Below are 25,263 nucleotides of genomic sequence, written 5' to 3' on the forward strand. Positions count from 1 at the left end.
GCTCATCCCTTTGCCAGTTGCTCGGTCACAGCATCAGCCAGCACCTGCATGTACAATGGATCGGTATTGAGCGACTCCGTCCGTTCGAGATGCATGTCCAGACGCTTCGCCGTTTGCTTCGCTTCAATGTCCAGATCATACAACACTTCCAGATGGTCCGAGACGAAGCCAACCGGGCAAACGAGCACCGCGCGAACCTGTTCGGTGTGAAGCTTCTCGAGCACATCGAGTATATCCGGCCCCAGCCAAGGAACCGAAGTGCGGCCGGCGCTCTGCCATGCGAATTCCCAATTGCTCACTTGAGTCCGCTCCGCCACAGCGCGGGAAGTGGCCAGCAGCTGCTCAGGATAAGGATCGCCCATTTCCAATATGCGTTCAGGCAAACTATGAGCGGTGAACAGCACTTTCACACGATTTCTGTCCTCGGAATGGAACCGTTCAAGCGCATGCTCCACACGCTTGGCAAGCGCCTCAATGAGCAGCGGATGCAGATGGTAGCTCTGCACGCAGCTTAATTCAATTCCCGCCCGCTCTGCTTCTTCCTTAGCGCGCTTGATATAACCGCCTACGCTCATCACCGAATAATGCGGTGCGAGAACGATACCCACCGCGCGCTGAATGCCGTCCGCCGCCATCTGTTTAACACCGTCCTCGATGAACGGAGCGGCATGCTTCAAGCCTTGGTAGCACACAAAGCGCACGGAATCCGAAGCGGAGGCATTCAACGTCTCTTCAAGGGCCTGCACTTGCCTATTCGTATTTTCACGCAGCGGAAATACGCCTCCCACTATCGCTTTGTAGCGATCCGTCAGCTCCTGCAGCTGTTCCGGCGATGGCGGGCTTCCTCTGCGAATATGCGTATAGTAGGGTTCGATTTGATCCAGACTTTCCGGCGTTCCATAGGACATGACCAATACTCCGATTGTCTGTGCTGCCATTGTCATAGGCTCCCTTCTTTGGCTGTCGAACGGGCCAACGCCTCTCTGGAATATTCATGGATGAAAGCTGTCAGCTCGCGCAGCTTGTCCAACGAAGCCTCCGGGAACAGGCCATGGCCCAAGTTGAAGATAAAGCCGGGGCTTTCTATGCCTTCATCAATGATTTTCCTGGCCTGCTGCTCGATAACTGGCATAGGCGCGGTCAGAACCGTCGGATCGAGATTTCCCTGGATGGCATAGCGATGTCCAAGACGTTCGCGACCCTTCGAGAGCGGGACTCGCCAATCCAAGCCAATGACGTCTGCCTCCAGCGAACGCAGAGAGGGCAACAACTCGCCTGAACTTACACCGGGGAAATAAATCTTGGGCTGCGGCAAATCCCGCAGCTCGTGGAAAATCCGCCGGATAACAGGAAGGACGAAAGCTTCGAAATCTCTGGGCGCAAGCGCGCCTACCCAGCTGTCAAACAGCTGCACAGCATCCGCTCCAGCCGCAATATGCGCGCGCAAATAGGCAATGACCATATCGCCAAGCTTATCCATCAACGCATGCCACACGTCCGGTTCTCCATACATAAGCGCCTTCGTCCGCAAATAATTTTTGGACGGGCGTCCTTCTATGAGATAGCTCGCTATCGTGAACGGAGCGCCGGCAAACGTGATAAGCGGCACCTCAAGCTGCTTGTCCAGCAGCCTGATCGTTTCAATGACATGTCCCAGATCGCCATCCACGTCAATCGGCTTCAATCGATCCACATCGGCTTTGCTTCGGATCGGATTGTCTATCACCGGACCGACATTCTTGACAATGTCGAATTGGATGCCAAGGGACGCCACAGGATTCATAATATCCGAATACAAGATTGCCGCGTCCACGCCAAGCTTGCGCACCGGCATCATCGTCACGTCGGCGGCCAATTCGGGCTGCCTGCAAATTTCAAGCAAGCTGTACTTCTCCTTGATCTTGCGGTAGTCCGGATCGTAGCGGCCTGCCTGCCGCATGTACCACACTGGCACATGTGATGTCCGTTCCTGGCGGCACGCCTGCAAAAAAGCTTCGTTTGTACGCATATCGCTTTCCCCGTTTCTATGGTTCAAAATGTCTGTTATTGTTTATTATGACCGTTTTCATTCAGGCGCACAACCAATTACCGGGACGAGTTTCTGACAATCCTATGACAACCGATGTCAGCTGGCCGGGAACCGGAAAGGAATTGTATCCGTTCGTAGGAAAACCAACAAAAAAACAGCCCAGCGGAGTGACCGCTGGACTGCAGCTATTTTCCTGCAACTTACATTATTCCCGATTCAAAATACCGAGCACCTTGCGGACGTACCCTTGCGTTTCCACCGGCAGCTCATCTATGCGGGCAAACAGTTGCTCGTCATTCGAAATGCCAAGCCGATCTACACGACCGGGACCTGCATTATAGGCTGCCAATGCCACTGCGGTATTGCCTTCATATTTGCGCAGCAGATCCGCCAAAAATCTAGTGCCGCCGTTAATGTTCTGGACCGGGTCAAACACATTCGCAACCCCCACCTGGCGGGCAGTGTCATCCATCAGCTGCATCAGCCCCTTGGCGCCTGCATGAGAGACGGCGTGCGGATCGTATGCGGATTCCACTTGAATGACGGCATCGATCAAGCGGGAGCTGACGCCGTGCCTGGCTGCTGCTGCTTCAATATTCGCCTGAAAGCTTGAGGATGAGGCGGGGGCGAAGGACGCAGCCGCCCTCAGGGCTGCAGCCTCCCGGGCGCCTGCACTCTCGTAGCTCAAGTAAGTTGTAACCGGCACCTGACGCGCAAGCGCCTCCAGCGCAAGCTTGGCCGGGATTACGCGCAGCTGTGGCTGCACACCGGATTCCAAGCCGCCGGCTTGTCCCTCGGCATTCGCCATCTGTTCCAGCAACGCGGCAAATTCCGAATCGGTGTATGAACCTGCCTCGGATGCGATCGGATCGTGTGCGTTGTTTGCAATTGTAGACGCATTCGCTGCTTGCAGCCAATGCGAAAGCAGTTCTGGCCGGATCATGAGCCGCACCCTTCCCTTATATGTATGAGATCATTCAGTCTGTCAATCAGTTTGTCATATCTATGTACCATCATAGCAGAGAAAGGAAGTTGTCGGCAAGTGTCAAACCGTGTAGAAAAAGACGACAGCAGCAGCTTTTTGGGGCATGCTGCTGCCGCTTTCATCTTAAAGCTGTTTCAAGGCCTTGCGGTGCGCCTCAATCGTAAACGCAATATCTTCATCGCTATGCGCGGTCGATACGAACATGCCCTCGAACTGGGAAGGTGCAACCGACACGCCCAAGTCCAGCAGAGCGGCAAAATATCGGTTGAACAAGGACAAATCCGCTGTCTTGGCTGTGTCGTAATTGATAACGCGCTGCTCTGTAAAGAACGGGCAAATCATCGAACCGACACGGTTGATCGTGCTCGGAACGCCCGCTTCCTCCGCATTCGCCAGAAATCCTTGCTCCAGTGCAGCCGATTTCCGTTCCAGCTCCTCATAAACGCCCGGCTCGCCCAAGAGCTTTAATGTTTCGAGACCCGCCGCCATGGCGAGCGGATTGCCCGACAGGGTTCCTGCCTGATAAATCGGTCCGCTTGGGGCCATCTGCTCCATAATATCTCGCCTGCCGCCATACGCGCCTACCGGCAGCCCCCCGCCGATGACCTTTCCCATACAGGTCAAATCGGGGGTGACGCCGTAGAGCCCCTGCGCACTGTGCAGTCCAACACGAAAGCCAGTCATGACTTCGTCAAAGATCAACAAGCTGCCGTACTGCTCCGTAATGGCGCGCAGACCGGGCAAAAATCCGGGCTGTGGCGGAACTACGCCCATATTGCCGGCAATCGGTTCCACGATGACACCTGCAATTTCTTCCCCGAAGCGCTCGAATGCCAGCTTCACGGCTTCCAGATCATTATAGGGCAGAGTCAGCGTATGGGCAGCGATTTGCTCAGGCACGCCCGGACTGTCAGGCAGCCCCAAAGTAGCTACGCCGGAACCCGCTTTGATCAGCAGCGAATCGGCATGGCCATGGTAGCATCCCTCGAACTTCACAATCTTGTTCCGCCCGGTGAAGCCTCTGGCCAATCGCAATGCGCTCATCGTGGCCTCGGTGCCGGAATTGACCATCCGCACAATCTCAACTGAAGGCATGCGCTCGCATACCAGCTTCGCCATTTCCGTTTCGAGCAGCGTTGGCGCGCCAAAGCTCGTCCCTTGGGCAGCTGTGCGGGCGAGCGCTTCCACCACTGCCGGATGCGCATGGCCGACTATCAGCGGGCCCCATGAGCCGATATAATCCAAATAGTCATTGCCGTCGATGTCCCATACTCGCGCTCCCTCGCCGCGCTCAATAAACAGCGGATTCAGCCCTACGGACTTGAATGCGCGAACCGGGGAATTTACCCCGCCGGGTATGTATGCTTTTGCTTCTTGAAACGCTGCCTCTGAAGCCGCCGTCAGCCGCTTCCCTTGCATGTTCATGTCACAACCGCCTTTCCTGTCATATAGTGCTGTGCTACAATGAAGATTATTACATAATGGAGGCTTACGCCCTTGATTGAACTATTGCAGTCTGTCCCGTTGTTCCAGCAGCTGAAGCCGGAGCAGCTGGCGCACATCGCCGAAATCAGCACACGCGCTTCTTATAAGCCCGGCACGATCCTCTTTCATGAGAATGATCCAGGCAATGTGTTCTATATTGTAGCGAGCGGCAGCGTCAAAATTTACACGTCCAGTTCTTCAGGCGAAGAAAAAATCTTGACGACGTTCAAAGCAGGAGACAGCTTTGGCGAGCTGGCGCTCATTGACGGCAAGCCTCGTTCGGCATCCGCCCAAACTCTAGAAACCTCCACGTTGTACAGCATACAGGCCAGAGACTTCCTTGCCGTATTGCGCCAGCACTTTGAAATTTCTCTAGGCATTATGCAGGAGCTGTCCAAGCGACTGCGCGATACGAATCAGCACGTGCATGACTTGACCTTCCTCGACGCGCGCACCCGCCTTGTCAAAAACTTAATCATACTGGCAAATCGAAGCGGCATCCGCAACGGCAACACCATTCAAATCAAGATGATGCTGAATTATGATGAGCTGTCCCGGATGGCCGGCGTGCAAAAGAACGTATTGACAGAGGTCATCCGGGAATTCGAGCAAAAAGGGCTGCTGACCGTACATCCTGACAGCTTTACCTTGGACTTGAGCAAACTGAGAGGCTGATACCTGTCATTGGTTGGACGGCTCGCGAAGGAATCGCGCCACATCCTTGGCAAAGTATGTCAAGATCAAATCTGCACCCGCTCTTTTGAACGCCGTCATCGTTTCGAGGATGACGGCTTTTTCGTCGATCCATCCATTGGCTGCCGCCGCCTTCACCATCGCATATTCCGCGCTCACATTATAGACCGCTACTGGCAGGTCAAACTGGTCCTTCAGCATCCGCACAATATCAAGATAAGCCAAGCCCGGCTTCACCATCAGCATGTCAGCCCCCTCAACCACGTCGGACTCCGCTTCACGGAGGGCCTCCCTGGCATTTCCAGGGTCCATCTGATACGTTCTGCGGTCGCCAAACTGCGGGCTGGAATGTGCCGCATCGCGGAACGGACCGTAGAAGGCGGAGGCGTACTTGACCGCATACGACAAAATCGGAACCGATTCAAAACCTGCCTCGTCCAGACCGCTGCGAATCGCTTGAACAAAGCCGTCCATCATGTTGGAAGGCGCGATAATATCCGCACCCGCTTGCGCCTGGGATACTGCCGTTTTCACCAAAAGCTCAAGCGAAGCGTCGTTGTCCACGGTCGCTTCCTTATGCTCGTGCTGCTCCACAACCCCGCAATGGCCATGATCGGTAAACTGGCACAAGCACGTATCGGCAACAACAAGAAGATGAGGCGCCTTCTCTTTTATGAGTCGGATCGCCCGCTGTACGATTCCCGACTCCATATGGGCCGAAGTGCCGCACTCGTCCTTCTCCGCCGGTACACCGAACAAAAGAATTGCAGGGATGCCCAGCTTCGTCACTTCCCGAAGCTCCTCTTCCAATCGATCAAGCGACCAGTGATAAATGCCTGGCATGGACGGAATTTCTTCGCGAATGTTGCTGCCTTCCGCTACAAATATCGGATAAATCAAATCATTGACAGACAGGCTTGTCTCCCGCACCATATTGCGCAATGTGGCCGAGCTGCGCAATCTGCGGTGACGTCTAACTGGAAAACTCATGACGCAACGCCTCCTAGTTCACTCTATCCTCGATCATGGTTGCCAGCATGCTTTCCACTGTAGCTTCGGGCGCTACACAATGAACCGGGATGCCTTTGCCCGCTGCGGTTTGGGCAGTGACCGGGCCGATGCAGACAGCCTTGGCCTTGCTGAGCAGTTCAAGTGGATGGGCATGATAGGCTGATATCACATTCCATAAATTCGTCACGGTTGAGCTGCTGGTAAACGTAATGTAATCGACGCTTCCCTTCAGCAGCAAATCGATCACCACTTCCGCACCGTCCGCGCTTGTGACGGTTTCGTAGACGTCGACCTCGACAACCTCCAGCCCCAGCCTAACCAATTCCTTCGGCAGCCAGGCCCGGGCAATCGCCGACCGGGGAAGAAGCACGCGTTGTCCAGCCTGAAGCTCTGGCAGCAGACTCTCAAATAGCCCCTCCGCCTGATATTGCTCGGGCAGGCTCGTCGCCACAATGCCGCGGTTGCGCAAAGCTTCCGCTGTTTTGGGACCGACGGCTGCAATCCGGACCCGATGCAGCTTGCGCACATCCTCGCCTACTTGCACCATCCGGTCGAAGAAATGCGAGACCCCGTTAGCGCTGGTGAACATCAGCCAATCAAAGCCGTCAGCCTGGCGGATGGCATTATCCAGTCGCGAGGATGCCGCCGGATCGGCTGGCTCCCGAATTTGGATAACCGGGAATTCGATCGGTTCGCCGCCCAGTTCTGCAATGCGATCAACGAGTTCGCTCGCTTGGGCCCGTGCTCTGGTGACTAATATCCGCTTGCCAAATAAGGGCTTCTTCTCCATCCATTTCAGCTTGTCCCGCAACCGGACGACCTCACCGACAACAATGACGGCAGGCGGCTTGAAATCCGCTTGTTCCACCTGATCCGCGATTGTTGCCAGCGTTCCAGTCAGCGTCTCTTGCTCCGGACGCGTCCCCCAGCGGACAAGAGCAATCGGGGTAGCGGGTGAGCGGCCGTGCTGAATCAGCTGCTCGCTGATGTAGCGGATTTTGGCGACGCCCATCAGGAAGATCAGCGTGTCCGCCGCATTCGCCACTTTGTCCCAGTGTATGGTCGTATCCAGTTTTTCCGGCTGCTCATGACCCGTCACAACCAGGAAGGAAGAATTGAAGTCCCTATGCGTAACCGGAATGCCCGCATAAGCCGGAACCGCTACAGCCGACGTAATCCCGGGCACGATATCATATTCGATCCCGTGCTGCACGAGTAGCTCAGCTTCTTCGCCGACGCGCCCGAACACGCTCGGGTCTCCGCCCTTCAAGCGGGTAACGGTCTTCCCCTGCAGGGCCAAATCAACCAGCAGCTGGTTGATTTCCTCCTGCTTCATCGTGTGCCGATCCGGACGCTTGCCGACATAGATGAGTTCTGCGCCCGGCTTGGCTTTCATCAGCAGCGCGGCGCCGGCAAGCCGGTCATAAACTACGGCATCAGAGCGCTGCAGCGCTTCCAGCCCCTTCACCGTAATCAGTTTCGGATCTCCCGGGCCGGCGCCCACCAAATAGACTCTCCCCTTCTCCACCCGTTATCCTCCCCTAACCTCGTCCAATATAGCGGCGGCCCCCTGCGCAAGCAGCTTGTCCGCCACTTGTATGCCAAGCTTGGCCGGTTCAGTCCCGCTCTGTTTCTCTCTCAGCAAGGTCTGTCCGTCTGGAGAGCCCACCATTCCGCTCAGCTCGATCACAGGCTTGCCCTCAATCTGCCGCAGCTCCGCATAAGCGCCAAGCGGAACCTGACATCCGCCATTCAATCGGGCCAGGAAAGCCCGCTCCGCCTCGACGCATTGCGCTGTTTCCGCATGGTGCAGTCTGGAGAGCAGAGAGAGCGCCTCCCGGTCGTCCTCCCGGCATTCAATCCCGAGCGCCCCTTGCCCCACTGCGGGAATGCTGATATCTTCCGGGATATAAGCGGTTATTTGGTCCTGCCAGCCTACGCGGTGCAAGCCTGCCGCAGCCAAGATAACAGCGTCAAATCCGTCTGTTTCTAGCTTGCGCATGCGCGATTCGATATTGCCGCGAATCCATTCGACTTGAAGATCCGGCCTGTATGCTTTCAGCTGACTGGATCGCCGCAAACTGCTGGTTCCGATCTTCGCTCCCGGGGGAAGCGAGTCCAAACTGTCGGCCACACGGGAAATCAAGCAGTCTCTAGGATCCTCCCGTTCGGGAACCGCTCCCAGCACGAATCCTTCAGGCAGCTCGGAAGGGACGTCTTTCATGCTGTGAACCGCCATGTCAATCTCGCCATCCATGAGCGCCTGCTCAATTTCCTTCACGAACAGTCCTTTGCCGCCGACCTTGGAGAGGGTGACGTCAAGGATTCTGTCTCCTTTCGTAACAATCTTTTTTACTTCAAATGTATAAGGCAAGCCCTGTTCACGGCAGATGCTCTCGAGCGCCGCGATAACATGCCCGGTTTGGGTCATGGCCAGATGGCTTTGTCTTGTTCCTACCACAAAGGTGCGCATGGGTGTTCCTCCATTCTCTTGATCCATTCCTCGGTGCGCTCCGCCACCGTTCCTTCCGCAAGCCATTCGGACACCTGCTCGACTACTAGTCGGCGCATGAATTCCTTGCGAGCCTGTTCATCGTTCACTCTTGATTTTAGCATGTTTCGCATGCGTTCCAAAAACAGCGCCAGCACCTCGTACTCTTCGCTTATCGTCACTTCCAGCTTGCGCCGAACCTCAACGGCAAGATGGGGGCTCGCGCCCGATGCCGTCACTGCTATATGTAACGGGCCTCGACGAAAGCCAGTCGGAACGACAAAGCTTCCCTCCCCGGGCTCGTTAGCCACATTCGCCCATATGCCATGCTGCTCGGCCTCCTGCGCAACCTGTCTGTTCACGTCGGGGTCGTCGGAAGCCGCGAACACCAGACTGGCTTTGGACGCATCTCCCGCGCGGTACAAGCGCTGACGCCACTCCAGCACGCCTTGTTCGTGCCAGAACCGAAGCTGGCTCGTTACCGTCGGGCTAATGACGCACACGCTTCCCCTTGCGTCAAGCAGGGCTGCTGTTTTTCGTTCGGCCACCTTGCCACCGCCGACTACGATGCACCGTTTCCCTGCAATATCCGCCATCATAGCATAGTATCGTTTCACAGTCTCACCGCCAAACCCAGCTGTGGAAATTCGATAAGGACATAGAGACGACAAAATTCAAAATAATGACCGCATAGGCCCCCAAATTCAGTTGAGCCAAGCGCCAGGACGACCACTTGGCCGAAGCGCGTTGGACCAGATAAGCCGCATAGACCGCAAGCAGCAGGAGCGAGCTGAGCACCTTGGGATCAAAAGCGAGTGTCCAATCTCCCATGACAATAATCCAGCCAATGCCGAGCAGCAGCGACAGAAGCAGCAGGGACATGCCGATTACAGCCGTCACAAAGCTTGACTTTTCCACCCTGTCCAGGCTTGGAGCCCGTTGCAGCACCACCGACCACCGCTTGGACTTAAGACGTTGGTGGATGAACAGATACAATCCCGCGAAAACGGCCGACAAAGTAAAGGACGCGTAGCTGCAAATCGCTACTATAATATGAAACATCAGCAGCTTGTCGCTGAAGGGAAGGCGATTACCGCTCGGCACGGTCGCTTCATTGTTGAACAACGCCAGCACCAGCACCATGAAGCCGGCACAACTCAGAACAAATACCAAGAGATCATAGCTGAAAAGCTTGGACAGCGAGAAGACCAAAGTCAGCGTCACCAACACCCATGCGAAAAAAAACAATGTTTCGAACATCGTCAACACCGGCACGTAGTCTCCAGCGAACATGCGAGTAAAGAAAAACGCAGCCTTCAGCAGCCAAACAAAAGCAAGCAGCCCTGTGCCCGTCTGTTTCACATGCCGATCATGACGCAAAAAATCGGAAAAGAAGAACAGAAGGCTCAGGGCGTATAAATACAAGATGATGTCAAACATCCAATTGTTCGTAATCATGGAAAGCACCCCCGCCCGCTCACTAGGAGCGCGCCAACGCCTGACGAGGCCGCAGCAACGCCTGGTGATCCCGGGAACCCGCCGCAGCAAGCTTCATGCTGCCGACTGTCTGTGCATGGGCCTGCTGATCAAGCTGTTCCTCCAAAGCAAAAATCTTGGTAAACATCTCAATCGCTTCATCACCGTCTTTTTCTGCGGCCATCTCTTTAATGCGCAGAATGGGGTCGTGCATCATTTGGTTGACAATGCTTTTGGTCAACTTGCGAATCACTTTCATTTCCCGCTCCGACAAATCCGGCAGCTTCTTCATCAAGCTGTCCATGGTCTCTTCGTGCACATGGGCCGCCTTCTCCTGCAAAGCGCGAATGACGGGGCTTAGGCCCAACGTTTTGAACCATTGGTCGAAAGCATTCATTTCCCGTACAATCATCGCTTCGATCTTGACAGCCTCCTGACGGCGCTGCTCGATATTGCTCTCGACAATCCCTTCCAGATCGTCGATGTCATACAGAAACACATTCTGCACGTCCATAATAGCCGGATCCAGGTCACGGGGCACCGCAATGTCGATCATAAACAGCGGGCGCGATTTCCGCCGCTTCATCGTTTGCTCCAGCTGCGACCTGGTCAGCACGTAGCCGGATGCCCCTGTCGAACTGATCACGATATCCGCCTGCACAAGCTGCTCTTCCATTTCCTCCAGCGTGCATGCTGTGCCCTGGAACTTGGCGGCCAGCTGAGCGGCCCGCTCCATGGAGCGATTCGCTACTACGACCTTGGCGCATCCATTGGCATGCAGATGCTTCGCCGTCAGCTCACTCATCTTGCCCGCGCCCAAGATCAGCACCGATTTGCCTGCAAAGCTGCCAAAAATCCGCTTGCCGAGCTCGACTGCCGCATAGCTGACCGAAACCGCACTCTCGCCAATGGACGTTTCCGAATGCGCCCGCTTGGCCATCGTGATGGCTTGCTTGAACAGCATATTAAACAGGGTGCCGGTTGCCTTCTGCTCCTGCGCGGTCAAAAAGGCATCGCGCACCTGCCCCAGGATTTGCGTTTCGCCGACAATCATGGAGTCCAGTCCGCTCGTTACCCGGAACAAGTGTTCAATAGCTTTGTCGTCCTCGTGAATATATAAATGTGTATGGAAGTCTTGAATCGGCACGCCGAACCATTGCTCCATAAAGGAACGAATATGATAGCCGCAAACATGGTGACGATCCACAACGGCATAAATTTCAGTCCGATTGCAGGTGGCGACAATCACGCATTCCAGGATGCTCTTGGTTGCCTTCAGACGCTTCAACGCTTCCGGCATATCCGCTTCAGCAATGGCGAAGCGCTCCCGAATCGCAACAGGCGCCGTTTTGTAATTGAGGCCGACCGCTAGTATATGCATGTTCCCGCACACCTCCTCTTGTATGAAAATCACTATTGATTATAGCATACTTGTCGAATCCGGGCGGACAAAGTTTTGAATAAAGTTTGAAAATATCTTTTATCACTGTGGGCTAGTATTCCCGAAATCAGGCTACTCTAACAGTACTTCCTGCAAAAACTGACGCATCGCCTCATCAGCTTGGGCGAGTTCTTCATTCGCAGGCTTGGACACCTTGCCTTCATCCGTAATGAGCCGCCCGTAAATCGGCTGCAGCGATCCGACGAACTTGTTCATCCGCTCAAGCACCTGGGTTTCCTCCGGCCTTAAGGCACGATTGCCCGTAATTTGCAAACTCAACAAATACTGCTGGAAATCAGCGAGCGCCTCAAGACCTGCAACCTTTCCCTTTCCTGCGGCAAGCTCCAGCCGCTGATGAACGAATTGCATCGTATAGGCCGCTTGTTGGAGCGAATTCAGCGAACCGGTCGAACCGGCGCCCGCCGCTTCCGTCGTTACGCTTTGCAGCAATTGAAGCTGAAACATGGATACTTGATGAAGCAGAACGGTTGCGTTTTCCTGTTCCGGCTTGGCTACATAAACCTGATACATCTGAACAATCGGCCACCCGATCAAGATGAAGAGCAGCACATAAAACAACGCCTTCGCTTTTTGTCTGGCCATAGGCACCCTCCCTTCACATGCTTGTATATGCATATGGACAGAAGGGTGAGAAAATAACACACAGTTTCCCACGAAAGTGAAGGGAAGCTTTGAAGCCTGTTCCGATTCCTTTCGCGGGGGCTGTACAGGTTATAGGTAAACAAATAACCACGGATTGCTCCGTGGTTTTCGTTGTCATTCTTAAGTTTTACTTCACGGTCTGCAATTGCTTCATGTCCGGTGTTTCAACCTGAAGCTCGCCGATGCCGCGAATGAGTTTTTTCGCATGGACTGTTGTTGGTTCCAGGATGGATACCAAGTAGTCGATTGCTACTTGCGGGTCTACGGTTTCTCCACAGGTATAACAGTCTACTGCTGCGAATCCTTTCTCAGGATACGTGTGGATGGAGAGGTGACTTTCTGATAACAGCACCAATACTGTCGCGCCCTGAGGCTCGAATTGCTTGCCTTGTACAGACAGCACCGTTGCACCGGAGGCTTCTGCCGCTTCTACCATGTGTGCTTGCAGCCACTCCGCATTGTTTAATTTGTCAAAATCGACACCCCAAGTGTCAACAGCAACATGTCTTCCGAAAGTTGAGTATTCCATCTTCCGGTTCCCCCTTCCTAGGAATAAAATGTTTGGAAATTTCATCCGCTAGGACCTACGTCATTCACTTCTCGAGGGAAGAACTCTCTCACAACTTACGTTGTCCTGAGATCCTGAGTGAATCCTGGTTCCTAATATAAAGTTGTCAACGAAGATAAAAATAACATCTATCCGGACGAATTGCAATACTTTTTTTTCGAATATCTAGTAAAGGGAAAAGCCCAATTTGCCAATGGTCATGCTTGCGTGCTCATGCGCTGTTTATCTCCGGTTTGCTCGCCTGTTATAGAAACTGGACAACCTCCCCGCGCACAAGGCCGGGTTGCCCGCAAGCAAGAAAAAAACGCCGAGTCCGAATATCCATTCGTTCTCGGCGATCCTCACCTTTCCTCGCACTAAGCTTCCAATATAAACAAGCGCCTGGTCATCTTGCGAAGCTCGCTGTCAATGCGGCTCCGCTCAGCCTCATCAGCAGCTTGATTTCGCCGGTCCAGCAGAACATTAATATCCATGCGTATCAACATGATTTCTTCTTCGACATCCTGCTTGCGGTACAATTGCTCCAGCTTGCCGACCGTATTCTTGTACTCGAATATCAGCTTGCGCTCATGGCCGCGCACTTCCTCAATCTTGGCCACTGCGCCCTGCGTGTAGTGATAAACCATGACATAGCCATTATAAATTCGATGAACGAGAGCGTCGCCTTTGAAATCCGCTACTGCTTTGCGCATCGCATTCACCAGCGCGGGTCGAATCAAACGGAATGAACCGGTTACCAAGTAGCTTCCTCCGTGGCGTTCGAACGTCAGGGTTCCTTCCTCGCCGTCCTGATTTTCCAGAAAGGCCAATTCCTGATTGCCGTTATCAAATACCTTCATCTGCAAAGAGACCTGGTGATCTGCAAACAACTGCATGAACGTTCTCAATTCGGCTTCCGTAACTGTAAAGCAGGCTTTGACATATTGCGTCGCTAACCGCTTAGCCATAAATACCCCTCGATTCATTTTTTTCAGACAAAGAGATACTTTCTCATCAATTATTATACTATACAAGGAGTAAATATTCCTGCTTCCGGAGTGCGATTTAGCCGCAAATACAGGAAAAAACACGGTTAGCCCCGCATCCTCCCGCGTTTTCACCCAAAATTCTCTTCATGTTGCCCATTGTTCAAGCAATCGCTAGGTGATATCATCTTTCGCATCAAAAAATTCGGGCTCTCCACCATGGATCGCTTCCACCAGATAAGACCAAAGCTCCTCGCGGCCCAGCCCGCTTTCCGAAGAGAACAGCAGAGGCTGCTGCCCTTCCGGCATGCCCAACGTTTGCTGCGCCAGACGAATATGCTTCTGCCACTTGGAGCGGGGGAGCTTGTCCGCCTTCGTGGCTACGACAAGGCAGGGGATGTCATAATGCTGCATCCAGTCATACATCAAACAGTCGTCCTCGGTTGGAGCATGACGCAGATCGACAATCAGCAAGACGAGCCGCAGCGGCTCGCGTTCACGCAAATACGCCTCAATCAGCTCTCCCCATTTTTTGCGCTGCACCTTCGAAACTTTCGCATAGCCGTACCCTGGGAAATCCACAAAGTATAATTGCCCGTTGATCCGATAGTAATTCAAGGTTTGGGTTTTGCCCGGCTGCGAGCTTGTTCTAGCCAGTGATTTGCGCTGCAGCATCCGATTGATCAAGGAGCTTTTGCCCACATTGGAACGCCCCGCCAGAGCGATTTCCGGCAGGGCATCTTGCGGAAACTGATGCGGAGCGGCAGCGCTGATGACAAATTCAGCCTGAGTCACTTTCATCGTCCGTCCTCCGTCCCACTTACTTGGCATGCACCGGCGTCACTAGCGCATGCTGCAATACTTCATCCATATGTTCTACCGTTACAAACTCCATCGATTGTCTCACGCTTTCCGGCACGTCCTCCAAATCCTTCGCATTGTCCTTCGGAAGCAGCACCTTGGTAATCCCGGCGCGATGGGCGGCCAGAGACTTTTCCTTCAGTCCGCCGATCGGCAGGACACGGCCGCGCAGCGTGATTTCCCCAGTCATGGCGACCTTGCTGCTTACGGGAATATTGGTCAATGCCGATATCAGCGCGGTTGCCAGCGTAATGCCGGCTGAAGGACCGTCCTTCGGAATAGCGCCTTCCGGAATGTGAATGTGAATGTCGTTCTTCTCATGGAAGCCTTCAGGCAGGTGGAACTCCTTCGCCTTCGAGCGCGTGTAGCTGAATGCAGCCTGCGCGGACTCCTTCATCACATCACCCAGCTTGCCTGTCAAGGTAAGCTTCCCCGTTCCCGGCAAAATGCTGACCTCAATGTTCAGGGTGTCCCCGCCCACTTCCGTCCAGGCCAACCCCGTAACCGAACCAACCTGATCTTTCTCTTCCGCTTGACCGAAACGAAATTTGGCTGCTCCCAGATATTGATTCAGATTGTCATCCTTGATCACGATAGGCTTGTCGGAGGCGCTAGACACGATTTCCTTCGCTGCCTTTCTGCATACTGCCGCAATTTGCTGCTCCAGGTTGCGCACGCCCGCTTCACGCGTATACTCGCGAATGACCTTCAATATAGTGGATTCCTCCATCACCAGCTGATCCGCGTTCAGACCATGGTCTTTCTTCTGCTTGGGCAGCAAATAGCGCAGAACGATCTGCATTTTCTCCAACTCCGTATAGCCCGAAATGTACAGCACTTCCATGCGGTCCAACAGCGGCCGGGGAATATTGTGTATGGCATTCGCCGTTGTGATAAACATAACGTTGGATAAGTCAAATGGAAGTTCGATGTAGTGATCGCTGAAGGTGCTGTTCTGCTCCGGGTCCAAGACTTCCAGCAAAGCCGATGCCGGATCCCCTCTGAAATCCATCGCCATCTTGTCTATTTCATCCAACAAGAATACCGGGTTGTTCGAGCCGGCGTTCTTCATCCCCTGAATAATCCGCCCGGGCATTGCCCCCACATACGTTCTCCGGTGTCCGCGAATTTCCGCCTCGTCCCGGACGCCGCCTAAGGATATGCGCACGAACTCCCGACCCAGCGAACGGGCAATCGAACGAGCCAACGAGGTTTTGCCGACCCCCGGCGGGCCAACGAAGCAAAGAATCGGCCCCTTCAGCTTTTTGACCAGCTGCTGGACGGCCAAATATTCCAGCACCCGCTCCTTCGGCTTCTCTAACCCGTAATGATCCTCATCCAGAATGTCCTCGGCTTTGCGAATATCCAGGTCATCGACAGTCTGCTTCTTCCAAGGCAGCGTCAGCAGCCAGTCAATATAATTGCGGATGACACCGCCTTCTGCGGAAGTCGTCGGCGTCTTCTCCAACCGATCGATTTCCTTCTCCACCTTCTCCCGGACTTTATCGGGAATTTCGTTCTTCTCGAGAAGCTCCTTCAGTTCCTCGACTTCGCCGGTGCGTCCTTCCTTGTCGCCGAGCTCCTTCTGGATCGCCTTCATTTGCTCTCGCAGATAGTACTCCTTCTGCGTCTTCTCCATCTGTTTCTTGACGCGCTGGCTAATCTTGCGCTCCAGCTCCAGCACTTCCCGTTCGTTGTTCAGAATATCAAGCAGCTTCTCCAGGCGCTTGCCGACATCCACTGTCTCCAATATCTCTTGCTTGTCTTTGATTTTCAGCGAAAGATGGCTGGAGATGACATCCGCAAGCCTTCCCGGTTCGGAGATGTCCGAGACAGCCGCAAGCGTCTCCGGCGTCACTTTCTTGGAAAGATTGATATAATGCTCGAACTGGTTCAGCACGGTTCGCATCAGCGCGTCTATTTCCGAATCAGCATCCTGTTCTTCCACCAGCTCTCGTACAGACACCTCGAAATAAGGATGGTCGGAAGCATACGCGGTAATTTCCGCCCGGGCCAAGCCTTCCACCAGCACACGTATGGTCCCGTTCGGAAGCTTCAGCATTTGCCGAACCTTCGAAACAGTGCCGACGCGGTATATGTCATCCTGCTTAGGATCTTCGATATTCATTTCAGATTGTGAGCAGAGAAAAATCAAATTTTCCTCCAGCATTGCTTTTTCCAAAGCTTTGACCGACTTTTCCCGGCCCACATCCAAGTGCAGCACCATGCTGGGATAAACAAGGAGACCCCGCAAAGGCAAAAGCGGGAGCTGTCGAACTTTCCCTTTGTTGGCTGCCATATTCCGTAACCCCCAATCGGTTCGTTATCTTGCTGTAACTCTCATTGTAGCAAAACCGCTTTGAAAACACCAATAAGCGGAAATCTCGCATTGCCTGCCGGATACAAGATGTGCGGGGCTTTATTCCGAAGTGGACCGTGCTTGCATGAAGGGAAGGATAGGCTGAACAGCCGGTTCGATAGAGGGATCGATCCAATTTCCTTCGGACTCCCCCCGTTCGCTGATTGACTCGGCCCATTCTGGGAATGCATGGCAGATTACTTCCTCAACGGTATCCACCGGGATGACCTCAATGCCTTGCAAACCGGCGAACATCTCCTGCCAATTGTCCCTGGGAATGAGCACCTTTTCAACCCCTGCCTGCAGCGCGGCTTCGACCTTCGCCACAACGCCGCCAACCGGCTTCACTCGTCCGTGAATGCTAACTTCTCCCGTCATGGCCAAACGCGGATGAACCGGAACACGCCGAATCGAAGATGTAATGGCGCAAGCGATCGCAATGCCAGCAGAAGGACCGTCAATCGGCACCCCGCCGGGAAAGTTCAGATGAATGTCGTAATGAAAAGGGTTAAGGCCAATTTGGCGCAGCACCGTACAAACATTTTCCACAGAGCTGCGGGCCATGCTTTTCCGGCGAAGCGTCCTTGCGCCTCCTCCCATTTCTTCCTCGTCCACTGCACCGGTGATCGTCAGCTTGCCTGCCCCCGGCTTTTCCGCACTCATGCTTGTGACTTCAATTTCCAACAAGGTTCCTATATTCGGACCGTGTACCGCCAGGCCGTTGATGTACCCGATTTTCTGCTCCTTCGGCACCTTTTTTTGCGGGCGGGGAGAAATTTGGCTGCTGTTCACCACCCACTCGATATCCTCTGCCCGAAGGCGGTCGCGCCCTTCTGTAATGGCCAGTCCTGCTGCAAGCTGTATCATATTGACAGCCTCTCTGCCGTTGGATGCATAGTTGACCACGACGCGAACCGCTTCCGGACTTTCCGGCATGCCCAGCTTCGCTATCGCGCTTTGGGCAATCTCGGCAATTTCGTCGGGCAAGAGCGGCTTGAAGTAAATCTCCATGCAGCGCGAACGGATCGCAGGAGGAATTTCATCCGGCGTGCGCGTCGTTGCCCCCACCAGGCGAAAGTCGGCAGGAAGGCCGTTTTGAAAAATATCATGAATATATCGCGGAATATTGGTATCCTCTTCATGATAATAAGAGCTCTCCAGAAATACTTTCCGGTCCTCGAGCACCTTCAACAGTTTATTCATTTGGACCGGATGCAATTCACCGATCTCATCGATAAAAAGGACGCCTCCGTGCGCCTTCGTTACAGCGCCTTGTTTCGGCTGGGGCACCCCCGCTACTCCGAGCGCTCCCGCCCCTTGGTAGATCGGATCGTGCACGGAACCGATCAGCGGGTCGGCTATGCCGCGCTCATCAAATCGGGCAGTCGTCGCATCGATCTCCACGAATTTGGCATCCTGCAAAAACGGGGATGAAGCATGCTGCTTCGCCTGTTCCAGGACAACCCGGGCTGCGGCTGTCTTACCCACTCCCGGCGGTCCGTAAATGAGCACATGCTGGGGATTGGGTCCGCATAAAGCTGCCTTTAACGCCTTCAATCCTTCTTTCTGACCAATAATGTCCTTCATCGACTGAGGACGCGTCTTCTCGGCGAGCGGCTGCGTCAGCTGAATGGAGCGAAGCTTCCGAAGCTTCTCCATTTCCTTCTTCGATTCCCGGTCAACCGCCGTTTTATTGGACTGCTGGTTGCGCAGCAAATTCCAAAAATACAATCCGATGATCACAGCAAAGAACACCTGAACGATCATCAGTATCATCATCATATTCATATTCAAGAACTCCTTTCTGCCCTTTCATTTCCTTGTTTGCCTGGAATTCTCCGCCTCTCGCTTTCCCCGACGCGTTCCACGCGCCCCGGTTCTCATTCGTCGCCAGCCCACGTTCTTTCATACCTGCTAGTATTTCCCCTTCCCGTCCATGCTAATACCCCGCACCCAGATTGCTTTTGAGGACGGGAAGGAGGAAGGGCCGGGAATTGGGCTTCTCCATCAAAAAAAGGCCGTCAAACCGATTCCCACGGTTTGACGGCCTATCATCCGGCTAATGCTTGCGACCGGGAATGACCCCGGTCCTTTCATATTCGGCAACAATCACATCAATTTCCTTCTTCAGCTCATTGACCAGTTCGTGCTCAGGCACTTTGCGAATCATCTCTCCGTACCGGAACAGCATGCCTTCCCCTCTTGCTCCGGCAATTCCGATATCGGCTTCTCGCGCTTCGCCCGGTCCGTTGACGGCACAACCCAGCACCGAGACCTTAATGGGCACTTTCACTTTCTCTAGATAAGCTTCGACTTCGTTGGCCACTGAAAACAAATCAATATCCAATCGCCCGCATGTCGGACAGGAAACCAGCGTCGGCGCATTCGCAATTAAACCGAACGTCTTCAGCAGCTCGCGTGCAACCTTGATCTCTTCGACGGGATCTGCACTCAGGCTGATCCGAATCGTTGAGCCGATGCCCTGGTTCAACAAGACGCCAAGCCCTGCGGAGCTCTTCACGGTTCCGGCAAACAGCGTTCCCGATTCCGTAATCCCGAGATGCAATGGATACGGGATAACTTCAGCTGCTTTCGTATAGGCGGCGATGGCCATGGGCACATCGGAGGCCTTCAGGGAGACGATAATGTCGTGAAAATCGAGCTCCTCCAAAATGCCTATATGAAACAGCGCGCTTTCTACCATTGCCTCAGCTGTAGGATAGCCGTACTTCTCCAGCAAGTGATTCTCAAGCGATCCGGCGTTGACCCCGATCCGGATCGGGATGCCCCGCTCCTTGCATGCCTTGACTACAGCCTCCACCTTCTCGCGCCGTCCGATATTGCCCGGATTGATGCGCACCTTATCAATCCCGTTCTCGATCGCCGCCAGTGCCAGTCGGTAATCAAAGTGAATATCCGCTACCAGCGGAATGTGAATCTGCTTCTTAATTTCCTTGATCGCAGCGGCCGCCTCCTGGTTGTTGACCGTCACCCGAACGAGCTGGCAGCCGGCTTCTTCCAAGCGATGAATCTCTGCAACTGTAGCTTGTACATCCGCGGTTTTCGTCGTGCACATGCTTTGCATGATGACTTCATTGTTTCCGCCGATCGTTAAATTCCCCACACGGACCGGCCGGGTATCCTGACGGTGGTACATCGTTCCCTCTCCCTTACCCAATCAACTAGTTCTGTTGAACCCTAGATGCCCGCTGCTCGCCTGCACTCGTCGGAGCTCAACATCATGTCTGTCAGTTGTGAAGCTTCGCATGAACGCCGGAAAGGTTGGAGTCCCGGGAGGACATCCAACCTTCAATTGCCCAGCGTTTACGCGCTTTCTTCTTTCTTCTTCTTGCCGTCCTTGATTTTCAACTCAGGCGGCAGCTTCTCCTGCACGACCTTCTCGGTGATGATGCACTTTTCTACATCAGTTCGAGATGGAACGTCGAACATGATCTCCAGCATGATGCTTTCGATAATGGCCCGGAGTCCGCGCGCGCCCGTATTCCGCTTGATCGCTTCCCGCGCAATCGCCTCCAGAGCGCCTTGCTCGAACACCAGCTCCACATCGTCGAGCTCAAGCAGCTTCTGGTACTGCTTCACAAGCGCATTCTTCGGCTCGGACAAGATGCGCACCAGGGCCGCTTCGTCCAAAGGCTCGAGCGTCGAGATGATCGGCAGACGTCCGACAAATTCAGGAATGAGCCCGAACTTCAACAGATCCTCCGGCAATACCAGAGACAAATATTCGCCAACCTTCAGATCCTTCTGTTGGCCGTCACTGTTAAAGCCGATAACCTTCTTGCCGATTCTGCGCTTGATGATTTGCTCCAATCCATCGAATGCGCCGCCGCAAATAAACAAAATATTCGTCGTATCGATTTGGATAAACTCCTGATGAGGATGCTTGCGGCCGCCCTGCGGCGGCACGGAAGCCACAGTGCCCTCCAGTATCTTCAACAGCGCCTGCTGCACGCCTTCGCCGGAAACATCACGGGTAATGGATGGATTTTCCGATTTGCGCGCCACTTTATCAATTTCATCGATATAAATAATGCCGCGTTCGGCCTTCTCCACATCGTAGTCTGCAGCCTGAATCAGCTTGAGCAGGATATTTTCCACGTCCTCGCCGACGTACCCTGCTTCCGTCAAGGATGTAGCGTCCGCTATGGCGAACGGCACGTTCAAAATTCTGGCCATCGTCTGTGCCAGAAGCGTCTTGCCGCTGCCTGTCGGTCCGAGCAGCATGATGTTGCTCTTCTGCAGTTCAACATCCTCGATCTTGCTGGACGTATTGACACGCTTGTAGTGGTTGTAAACGGCAACCGCCAACGATTTTTTCGCTTGATCCTGGCCTATGACATATTGATCGAGAATGGAGCGGATCTCCTGAGGTTTCGGAATGTCGACAAGCTCCATTTCCTCCTCTTGTCCAAGCTCCTCTTCTACAATTTCGGTGCAGAGCTCGATGCATTCATCACAAATATATACGCCTGGACCGGCTACCAGCTTGCGAACCTGGTCCTGAGACTTTCCGCAGAACGAGCACTTCAGCTGGCCCTTGTCATCATTAAATTTAAACATTCGCGTCCCTCCTCTAGTTCAGATCGGCTCGATTGATCACCTTATCGATCAGACCATAAGCCTGAGCGTCTTCAGCGCTCATGAAGAAGTCGCGGTCCATATCCCGGTCAATCTTCTCATAAGACTGTCCCGTCCGATCCACATAGATCTGTGTGAGCTTCTGACGGGTTTTGATAATCCAATCGGCATGAATCTTAATATCGGCAGCCTGCCCGCGCACACCGCCGAGCGGCTGATGGATCATAACTTCGCTGTTCGGCAGGGCAAACCGCTTGCCCTTGGCTCCAGCAGTCAGCAGAATGGACCCCATGCTTGCCGCCAAGCCCACGCATATCGTCGATACATCGGGCTTGATGTAATCCATTGTATCAAGGATGCCAAGACCGGCTGTTACCGATCCGCCCGGAGAGTTGATATACAGGTGGATGTCCTTTTCCGGATCGTCCGCAGCCAGGAACAGGAGCTGAGCCACAATGGAATTTGCAACATCATCATCGATCGCACTGCCCAAAAAGATAATCCGGTCCTTCAGCAACCGGGAGTAAATATCATAGGAGCGTTCTCCGCGATTGGTCTGTTCCACTACGATTGGTATCAAGCTCACAGCATCTTTCAACTCCTTTTCTATAGGAAAGTGCGTTTGGGTCTGAGATCGTCCTGCCTGCTCAGTCATATTGTAGCATGTTCAGAACCATTCTCAAAGTTATGTATGCCTTGGTTAAAGAAGGAGGCACGTCAATGGTTCACGTGCCCCTCTCCTATTTATACCCTATATTCGTATGTTTTAAGCAACTTCGGTATTACTTTTGCTTTCATCCACAAGCAGCTTGACTGTCTTGCGTGTAATCAAATCCTGCTTCAAGCTTTCGATATTGCCGTTGGCGGTGAAGATATTGCGAATCTCGTCAACCGGCCGCTTGTATTGCTCGGCAAGCTTCTCCAATTCCGCTTCAACTTCCTCGTCGCTCACTTCCACATTCTCCGCCTTCGCGATAGCGTCAAGCACGAGCTGATTCAGCACACGCTTCTCCGCATCGCCCTTCATTTGCTCGCGAAGCTGTTCCTCGCTTTGACCGGTGAATTGGAAATATAGCTCCAGGTTCATTCCTTGCATGCGCAGGCGATTTTCGAAATCGCGCAGCATCTGCTCGAGCTCGTTCTCGATCATGGCTGGCGGAATGTCCACTTTCGCGTTGGCTGCCGCTTTTTCCACTACGCTGTCTTGGATATAGTGCTCTTTTTCGTGCTCTTTGCGGTGCGCCAAGTTCTTCTCGATGTCGTTCCTGTATTCCTCCAGCGTCTCGAACTCGCTGACATCCTTGGCAAATTCGTCATCCAACTCAGGCAGGTTCTTGCGCTTGATTTCGTGCACCTTCACTTTGAACACGGCTTTCTTGCCCTTCAGCTCCTCGGCATGGTAGTCTTCCGGGAACGTGACCTCGATGTCCTTCTCTTCATCCTTCTTCATGCCGACCATTTGGTCTTCGAAGCCGGGAATAAACTGCCCCGAACCGAGTTCCAGGGTGTAGTTCTCGGCCTTGCCCCCTTCAAACGCTTCTCCGTCAACGAAGCCTTCGAAGTCAAATTGCAGGGTGTCGCCCAATTGCGCAGGCTCGTCCTCAACAACAACAAGCTCGGCATGACGCTTCTGCATCGCTTCCAATTCCGCCTCTACTTCTTCAGGCTTCACTGAGAAGTCCTTCGCTTCGATTTCCAGGCCCTTGTACTCGCCCAATTCCACTTCCGGCTTCACCTGCACTTTGGCAGTGAACTTCATGGTCTCGCCCTTGCCGAACTGCTGAATATCCACTTCGGGACGATCAATCGGTTCGATTCCCGTTTCTTGCACAGCTTGCATGTATGCTTCGGGAAGCACAATATCAATGGCGTCTTGATACAGGCTTTCCACGCCGAATCTGGCTTCAAAAATCTGGCGGGGCACCTTGCCCTTGCGGAATCCTGGCACGTTCACTTTCGTCACGACTTTTCTGAATGCGCTGTCCAGCGCCTTGGCAACTTGCTGCTCATCCACTTCAACAGTCAGCACGCCTTCATTGTTCTCAAGTTTTTCCCAGCTAGCTTTCATCTCTACCTAACCTCCAACACTAAACAAAATGGTGCCGCTTCTATGCCAACGGTCTGTTCCACCCATCGCAACTTGTCCCTGATCGATAAGCCGCTCGGTATCACTTCAACTATTCTAACATAATTTTTACGCATTGCAACAACTCTACAAGGCATGAAAGGTCTCAATGATAGCCCGATAAACCTGCTCCCACTGGAAAACTTTCTGCTCATTCACATCGTAGTAGGAGCGGACTTCAACCGGTCGCGCATCTCCCGCCATAGCATTGACTGCCGCCTGATGCAGCGCCGCCGCCCAGACGCTTATGTCCTCATCTGCCGCATTGCGAAGCTGTTCATACATGCTGCCGCCGTACACAGCCGCGACAAATTGCGACCACGCCTGCTCGGCAAAATACGCCAGAGACGGGTTCATCACCTCGCAAACCTCTCTCACCCGGTTCGCCACCTCATTGACCGCTTGGGGAAATTCCTCTTGCGACAACGGCGTTTCCTGCACGGAGCAGTGCAGAACACTGTCGCCCCTTTTGATATGTACTTCGCGATCCAAGCCCCGCTGCTTTAATAGTTGAAGGGCCTTGAACTGGACCAGCGGATGCTGCGGCTGAGCCTCCAGCCAGTTGGCGACTATTTCGGACAAGTTTTCCGGTGATTTGAGATGCGTCAACTGCTCCAGCGCCAGCAGCTTCTGCTCCAGTCCGGAATCGTCATAAAGCGCACCCAGCAATTGCCTGACGAAGCGCTCGTCCCGCGCTGCCTTTTCATTCAGATACTGGCTGGTCAGCTCGGCTTCCGACACTGCCTCGTCCTCCGCCTCCACGGTCGACATCGATTCGAGATGATCGTCAAGCCATTGCAGCAGCGACTCCCACTCTCCCCGGTCCGCCTCGTCCTCCGTCTGGCAGCTCAGCAAAAAACGCAAAAGTTCCTGCGCTTGTACGTAGGCCTCTTTCTCCAGCAGCCGGGTCAGCTGCACTTGATAGTATTCTTTTGTCTTGGGGAGCAGAACCACGTTCTCCCTATTGCGAGCCGATGTGTTCCCCCGGCTATTGTCCATAAAAGAATGCCCTCATTTCCTCGAGCCGCTGTCCATCCAGCCCGATACTTTGAAGGGATTATACCATGCGGAAGAAAATCCATGCAAAAAAAGCGCCATTTCCATTCATTGCCCAGCCAAATGTGCGGTCGCAAAGGATGCGGAAAGGAAGAACGTCTCTCGACCAGGCGTTTGCTATCGGGCGACAATTCCCCTGGCAAGTGCGTTACTTCCACTTGCAAGCCGCGGTACAGCCCGAAAAATCGCCGAAAGATGCGAAAATGCAGGAATTATCCGCAAAGCTAACCAAATATAGATGAATGCCTGCAAAAGTACAGGCTTGGGAAGGCCATACCGCCTATAGCGGCGATTTCAAACAAGCATTGATGCAGATTCGCAGGAATTCCGGAAAACTCCCTCTTGTCCGATCCAAAGCCTGCACAACTGCAGGAATCACAGTGTGACTGCGTGCGATCTCATCTTTGCGGGATGTTTAAAACAGGCACGATTTGGTGTGTTACTATTCCGTGATAA

The 25,263-nt window shown here is 53.7% G+C and carries 22 protein-coding genes; 1 reads left to right on the forward strand and 21 read right to left on the reverse strand.

Features of this window, described 5'->3' with window-relative positions; genetic code table 11:
* Positions 1-2: 2 nt before the first annotated feature.
* From hemH to hemL, 4 genes are all read right to left on the reverse strand, one after another.
* Positions 3-938 carry a ferrochelatase gene (gene hemH / locus XYCOK13_RS14915; protein WP_213412955.1) on the reverse strand — a complete coding sequence of 312 codons (936 nt, stop codon included), beginning with the start codon at positions 936-938 and terminating at the stop codon, positions 3-5.
* A 2-nt stretch (positions 939-940) separates the two neighbouring features.
* Positions 941-2,008, reverse strand: a complete 1,068-nt coding sequence (gene hemE / locus XYCOK13_RS14920) for a uroporphyrinogen decarboxylase (RefSeq protein WP_213412956.1) — start codon at positions 2,006-2,008, stop codon at positions 941-943.
* A gap of 226 nt (positions 2,009-2,234) precedes the next feature.
* Positions 2,235-2,972 carry a lytic transglycosylase domain-containing protein gene (locus XYCOK13_RS14925; RefSeq protein WP_213412957.1) on the reverse strand — a complete coding sequence of 246 codons (738 nt, stop codon included), beginning with the start codon at positions 2,970-2,972 and terminating at the stop codon, positions 2,235-2,237.
* Between the two features lie 165 nt (positions 2,973-3,137).
* Positions 3,138-4,439, reverse strand: a complete 1,302-nt coding sequence (gene hemL, locus XYCOK13_RS14930) for a glutamate-1-semialdehyde 2,1-aminomutase (RefSeq protein WP_213412958.1) — start codon at positions 4,437-4,439, stop codon at positions 3,138-3,140.
* A gap of 72 nt (positions 4,440-4,511) precedes the next feature.
* Here hemL and XYCOK13_RS14935 point away from each other — a divergent pair, with 72 nt between their 5' ends.
* Positions 4,512-5,174, forward strand: coding sequence for a Crp/Fnr family transcriptional regulator (locus XYCOK13_RS14935; protein WP_213412959.1), 663 nt, complete (start codon positions 4,512-4,514; stop codon positions 5,172-5,174).
* Positions 5,175-5,180: 6 nt separating this feature from the next.
* Here XYCOK13_RS14935 and hemB read toward each other — a convergent pair whose 3' ends face one another.
* From hemB to XYCOK13_RS15020, 17 genes are all read right to left on the reverse strand, one after another.
* Positions 5,181-6,182 carry a porphobilinogen synthase gene (gene hemB, locus XYCOK13_RS14940; RefSeq protein ID WP_213412960.1) on the reverse strand — a complete coding sequence of 334 codons (1,002 nt, stop codon included), beginning with the start codon at positions 6,180-6,182 and terminating at the stop codon, positions 5,181-5,183.
* A 13-nt stretch (positions 6,183-6,195) separates the two neighbouring features.
* A complete protein-coding gene (gene cobA / locus XYCOK13_RS14945) occupies positions 6,196-7,731 on the reverse strand; it encodes a uroporphyrinogen-III C-methyltransferase (protein ID WP_213412961.1) in 1,536 nt (511 codons plus the stop codon).
* A 3-nt stretch (positions 7,732-7,734) separates the two neighbouring features.
* Positions 7,735-8,676: a hydroxymethylbilane synthase gene (hemC, locus tag XYCOK13_RS14950; RefSeq protein ID WP_213412962.1), complete on the reverse strand. Its 942-nt coding sequence runs from the start codon at positions 8,674-8,676 to the stop codon at positions 7,735-7,737.
* Positions 8,658-9,311, reverse strand: coding sequence for a precorrin-2 dehydrogenase/sirohydrochlorin ferrochelatase family protein (locus XYCOK13_RS14955; RefSeq protein WP_213412963.1), 654 nt, complete (start codon positions 9,309-9,311; stop codon positions 8,658-8,660). Before XYCOK13_RS14955 ends, hemC begins: the two co-directional genes overlap by 19 nt.
* Before the next feature lie 4 nt (positions 9,312-9,315).
* On the reverse strand, positions 9,316-10,152 hold the full coding sequence (locus XYCOK13_RS14960; RefSeq protein ID WP_213412964.1) for a cytochrome C assembly family protein: 837 nt from the start codon (positions 10,150-10,152) through the stop codon (positions 9,316-9,318).
* Positions 10,153-10,174: 22 nt separating this feature from the next.
* The gene (gene hemA / locus XYCOK13_RS14965; protein WP_213412965.1) at positions 10,175-11,551 is read right to left on the reverse strand and encodes a glutamyl-tRNA reductase; all 1,377 of its coding nucleotides are present in this window, start codon (positions 11,549-11,551) and stop codon (positions 10,175-10,177) included.
* 132 nt (positions 11,552-11,683) lie between these two features.
* A complete protein-coding gene (locus XYCOK13_RS14970) occupies positions 11,684-12,214 on the reverse strand; it encodes a hypothetical protein (RefSeq protein WP_213412966.1) in 531 nt (176 codons plus the stop codon).
* Between the two features lie 187 nt (positions 12,215-12,401).
* On the reverse strand, positions 12,402-12,803 hold the full coding sequence (gene speD, locus XYCOK13_RS14975) for an adenosylmethionine decarboxylase (protein WP_213412967.1): 402 nt from the start codon (positions 12,801-12,803) through the stop codon (positions 12,402-12,404).
* Between the two features lie 395 nt (positions 12,804-13,198).
* Positions 13,199-13,789 carry a non-ribosomal peptide synthetase module gene (locus tag XYCOK13_RS14980; protein WP_213412968.1) on the reverse strand — a complete coding sequence of 197 codons (591 nt, stop codon included), beginning with the start codon at positions 13,787-13,789 and terminating at the stop codon, positions 13,199-13,201.
* Positions 13,790-13,981: 192 nt separating this feature from the next.
* Complete coding sequence (yihA, locus tag XYCOK13_RS14985) at positions 13,982-14,608, reverse strand: ribosome biogenesis GTP-binding protein YihA/YsxC (protein ID WP_213412969.1); 627 nt, start codon at positions 14,606-14,608, stop codon at positions 13,982-13,984.
* Positions 14,609-14,627: 19 nt separating this feature from the next.
* Positions 14,628-16,967, reverse strand: a complete 2,340-nt coding sequence (gene lon, locus XYCOK13_RS14990) for an endopeptidase La (protein WP_213412970.1) — start codon at positions 16,965-16,967, stop codon at positions 14,628-14,630.
* Between the two features lie 120 nt (positions 16,968-17,087).
* Positions 17,088-18,815, reverse strand: a complete 1,728-nt coding sequence (gene lonB / locus XYCOK13_RS14995) for an ATP-dependent protease LonB (protein ID WP_213412971.1) — start codon at positions 18,813-18,815, stop codon at positions 17,088-17,090.
* A gap of 271 nt (positions 18,816-19,086) precedes the next feature.
* Positions 19,087-20,184, reverse strand: coding sequence for a flavodoxin-dependent (E)-4-hydroxy-3-methylbut-2-enyl-diphosphate synthase (gene ispG / locus XYCOK13_RS15000; RefSeq protein WP_213412972.1), 1,098 nt, complete (start codon positions 20,182-20,184; stop codon positions 19,087-19,089).
* Positions 20,185-20,351: 167 nt separating this feature from the next.
* Positions 20,352-21,608: an ATP-dependent protease ATP-binding subunit ClpX gene (clpX, locus tag XYCOK13_RS15005; RefSeq protein ID WP_213412973.1), complete on the reverse strand. Its 1,257-nt coding sequence runs from the start codon at positions 21,606-21,608 to the stop codon at positions 20,352-20,354.
* 13 nt (positions 21,609-21,621) lie between these two features.
* Positions 21,622-22,212, reverse strand: a complete 591-nt coding sequence (gene clpP / locus XYCOK13_RS15010) for an ATP-dependent Clp endopeptidase proteolytic subunit ClpP (protein ID WP_280520905.1) — start codon at positions 22,210-22,212, stop codon at positions 21,622-21,624.
* A gap of 180 nt (positions 22,213-22,392) precedes the next feature.
* Positions 22,393-23,694: a trigger factor gene (gene tig / locus XYCOK13_RS15015; RefSeq protein WP_213412974.1), complete on the reverse strand. Its 1,302-nt coding sequence runs from the start codon at positions 23,692-23,694 to the stop codon at positions 22,393-22,395.
* A gap of 144 nt (positions 23,695-23,838) precedes the next feature.
* Complete coding sequence (locus XYCOK13_RS15020; protein ID WP_213412975.1) at positions 23,839-24,750, reverse strand: hypothetical protein; 912 nt, start codon at positions 24,748-24,750, stop codon at positions 23,839-23,841.
* Positions 24,751-25,263: the final 513 nt, after the last annotated feature.

It is taken from the genome of Xylanibacillus composti, assembly GCF_018403685.1.
GTDB classification, from domain to species: domain Bacteria; phylum Bacillota; class Bacilli; order Paenibacillales; family K13; genus Xylanibacillus; species Xylanibacillus composti.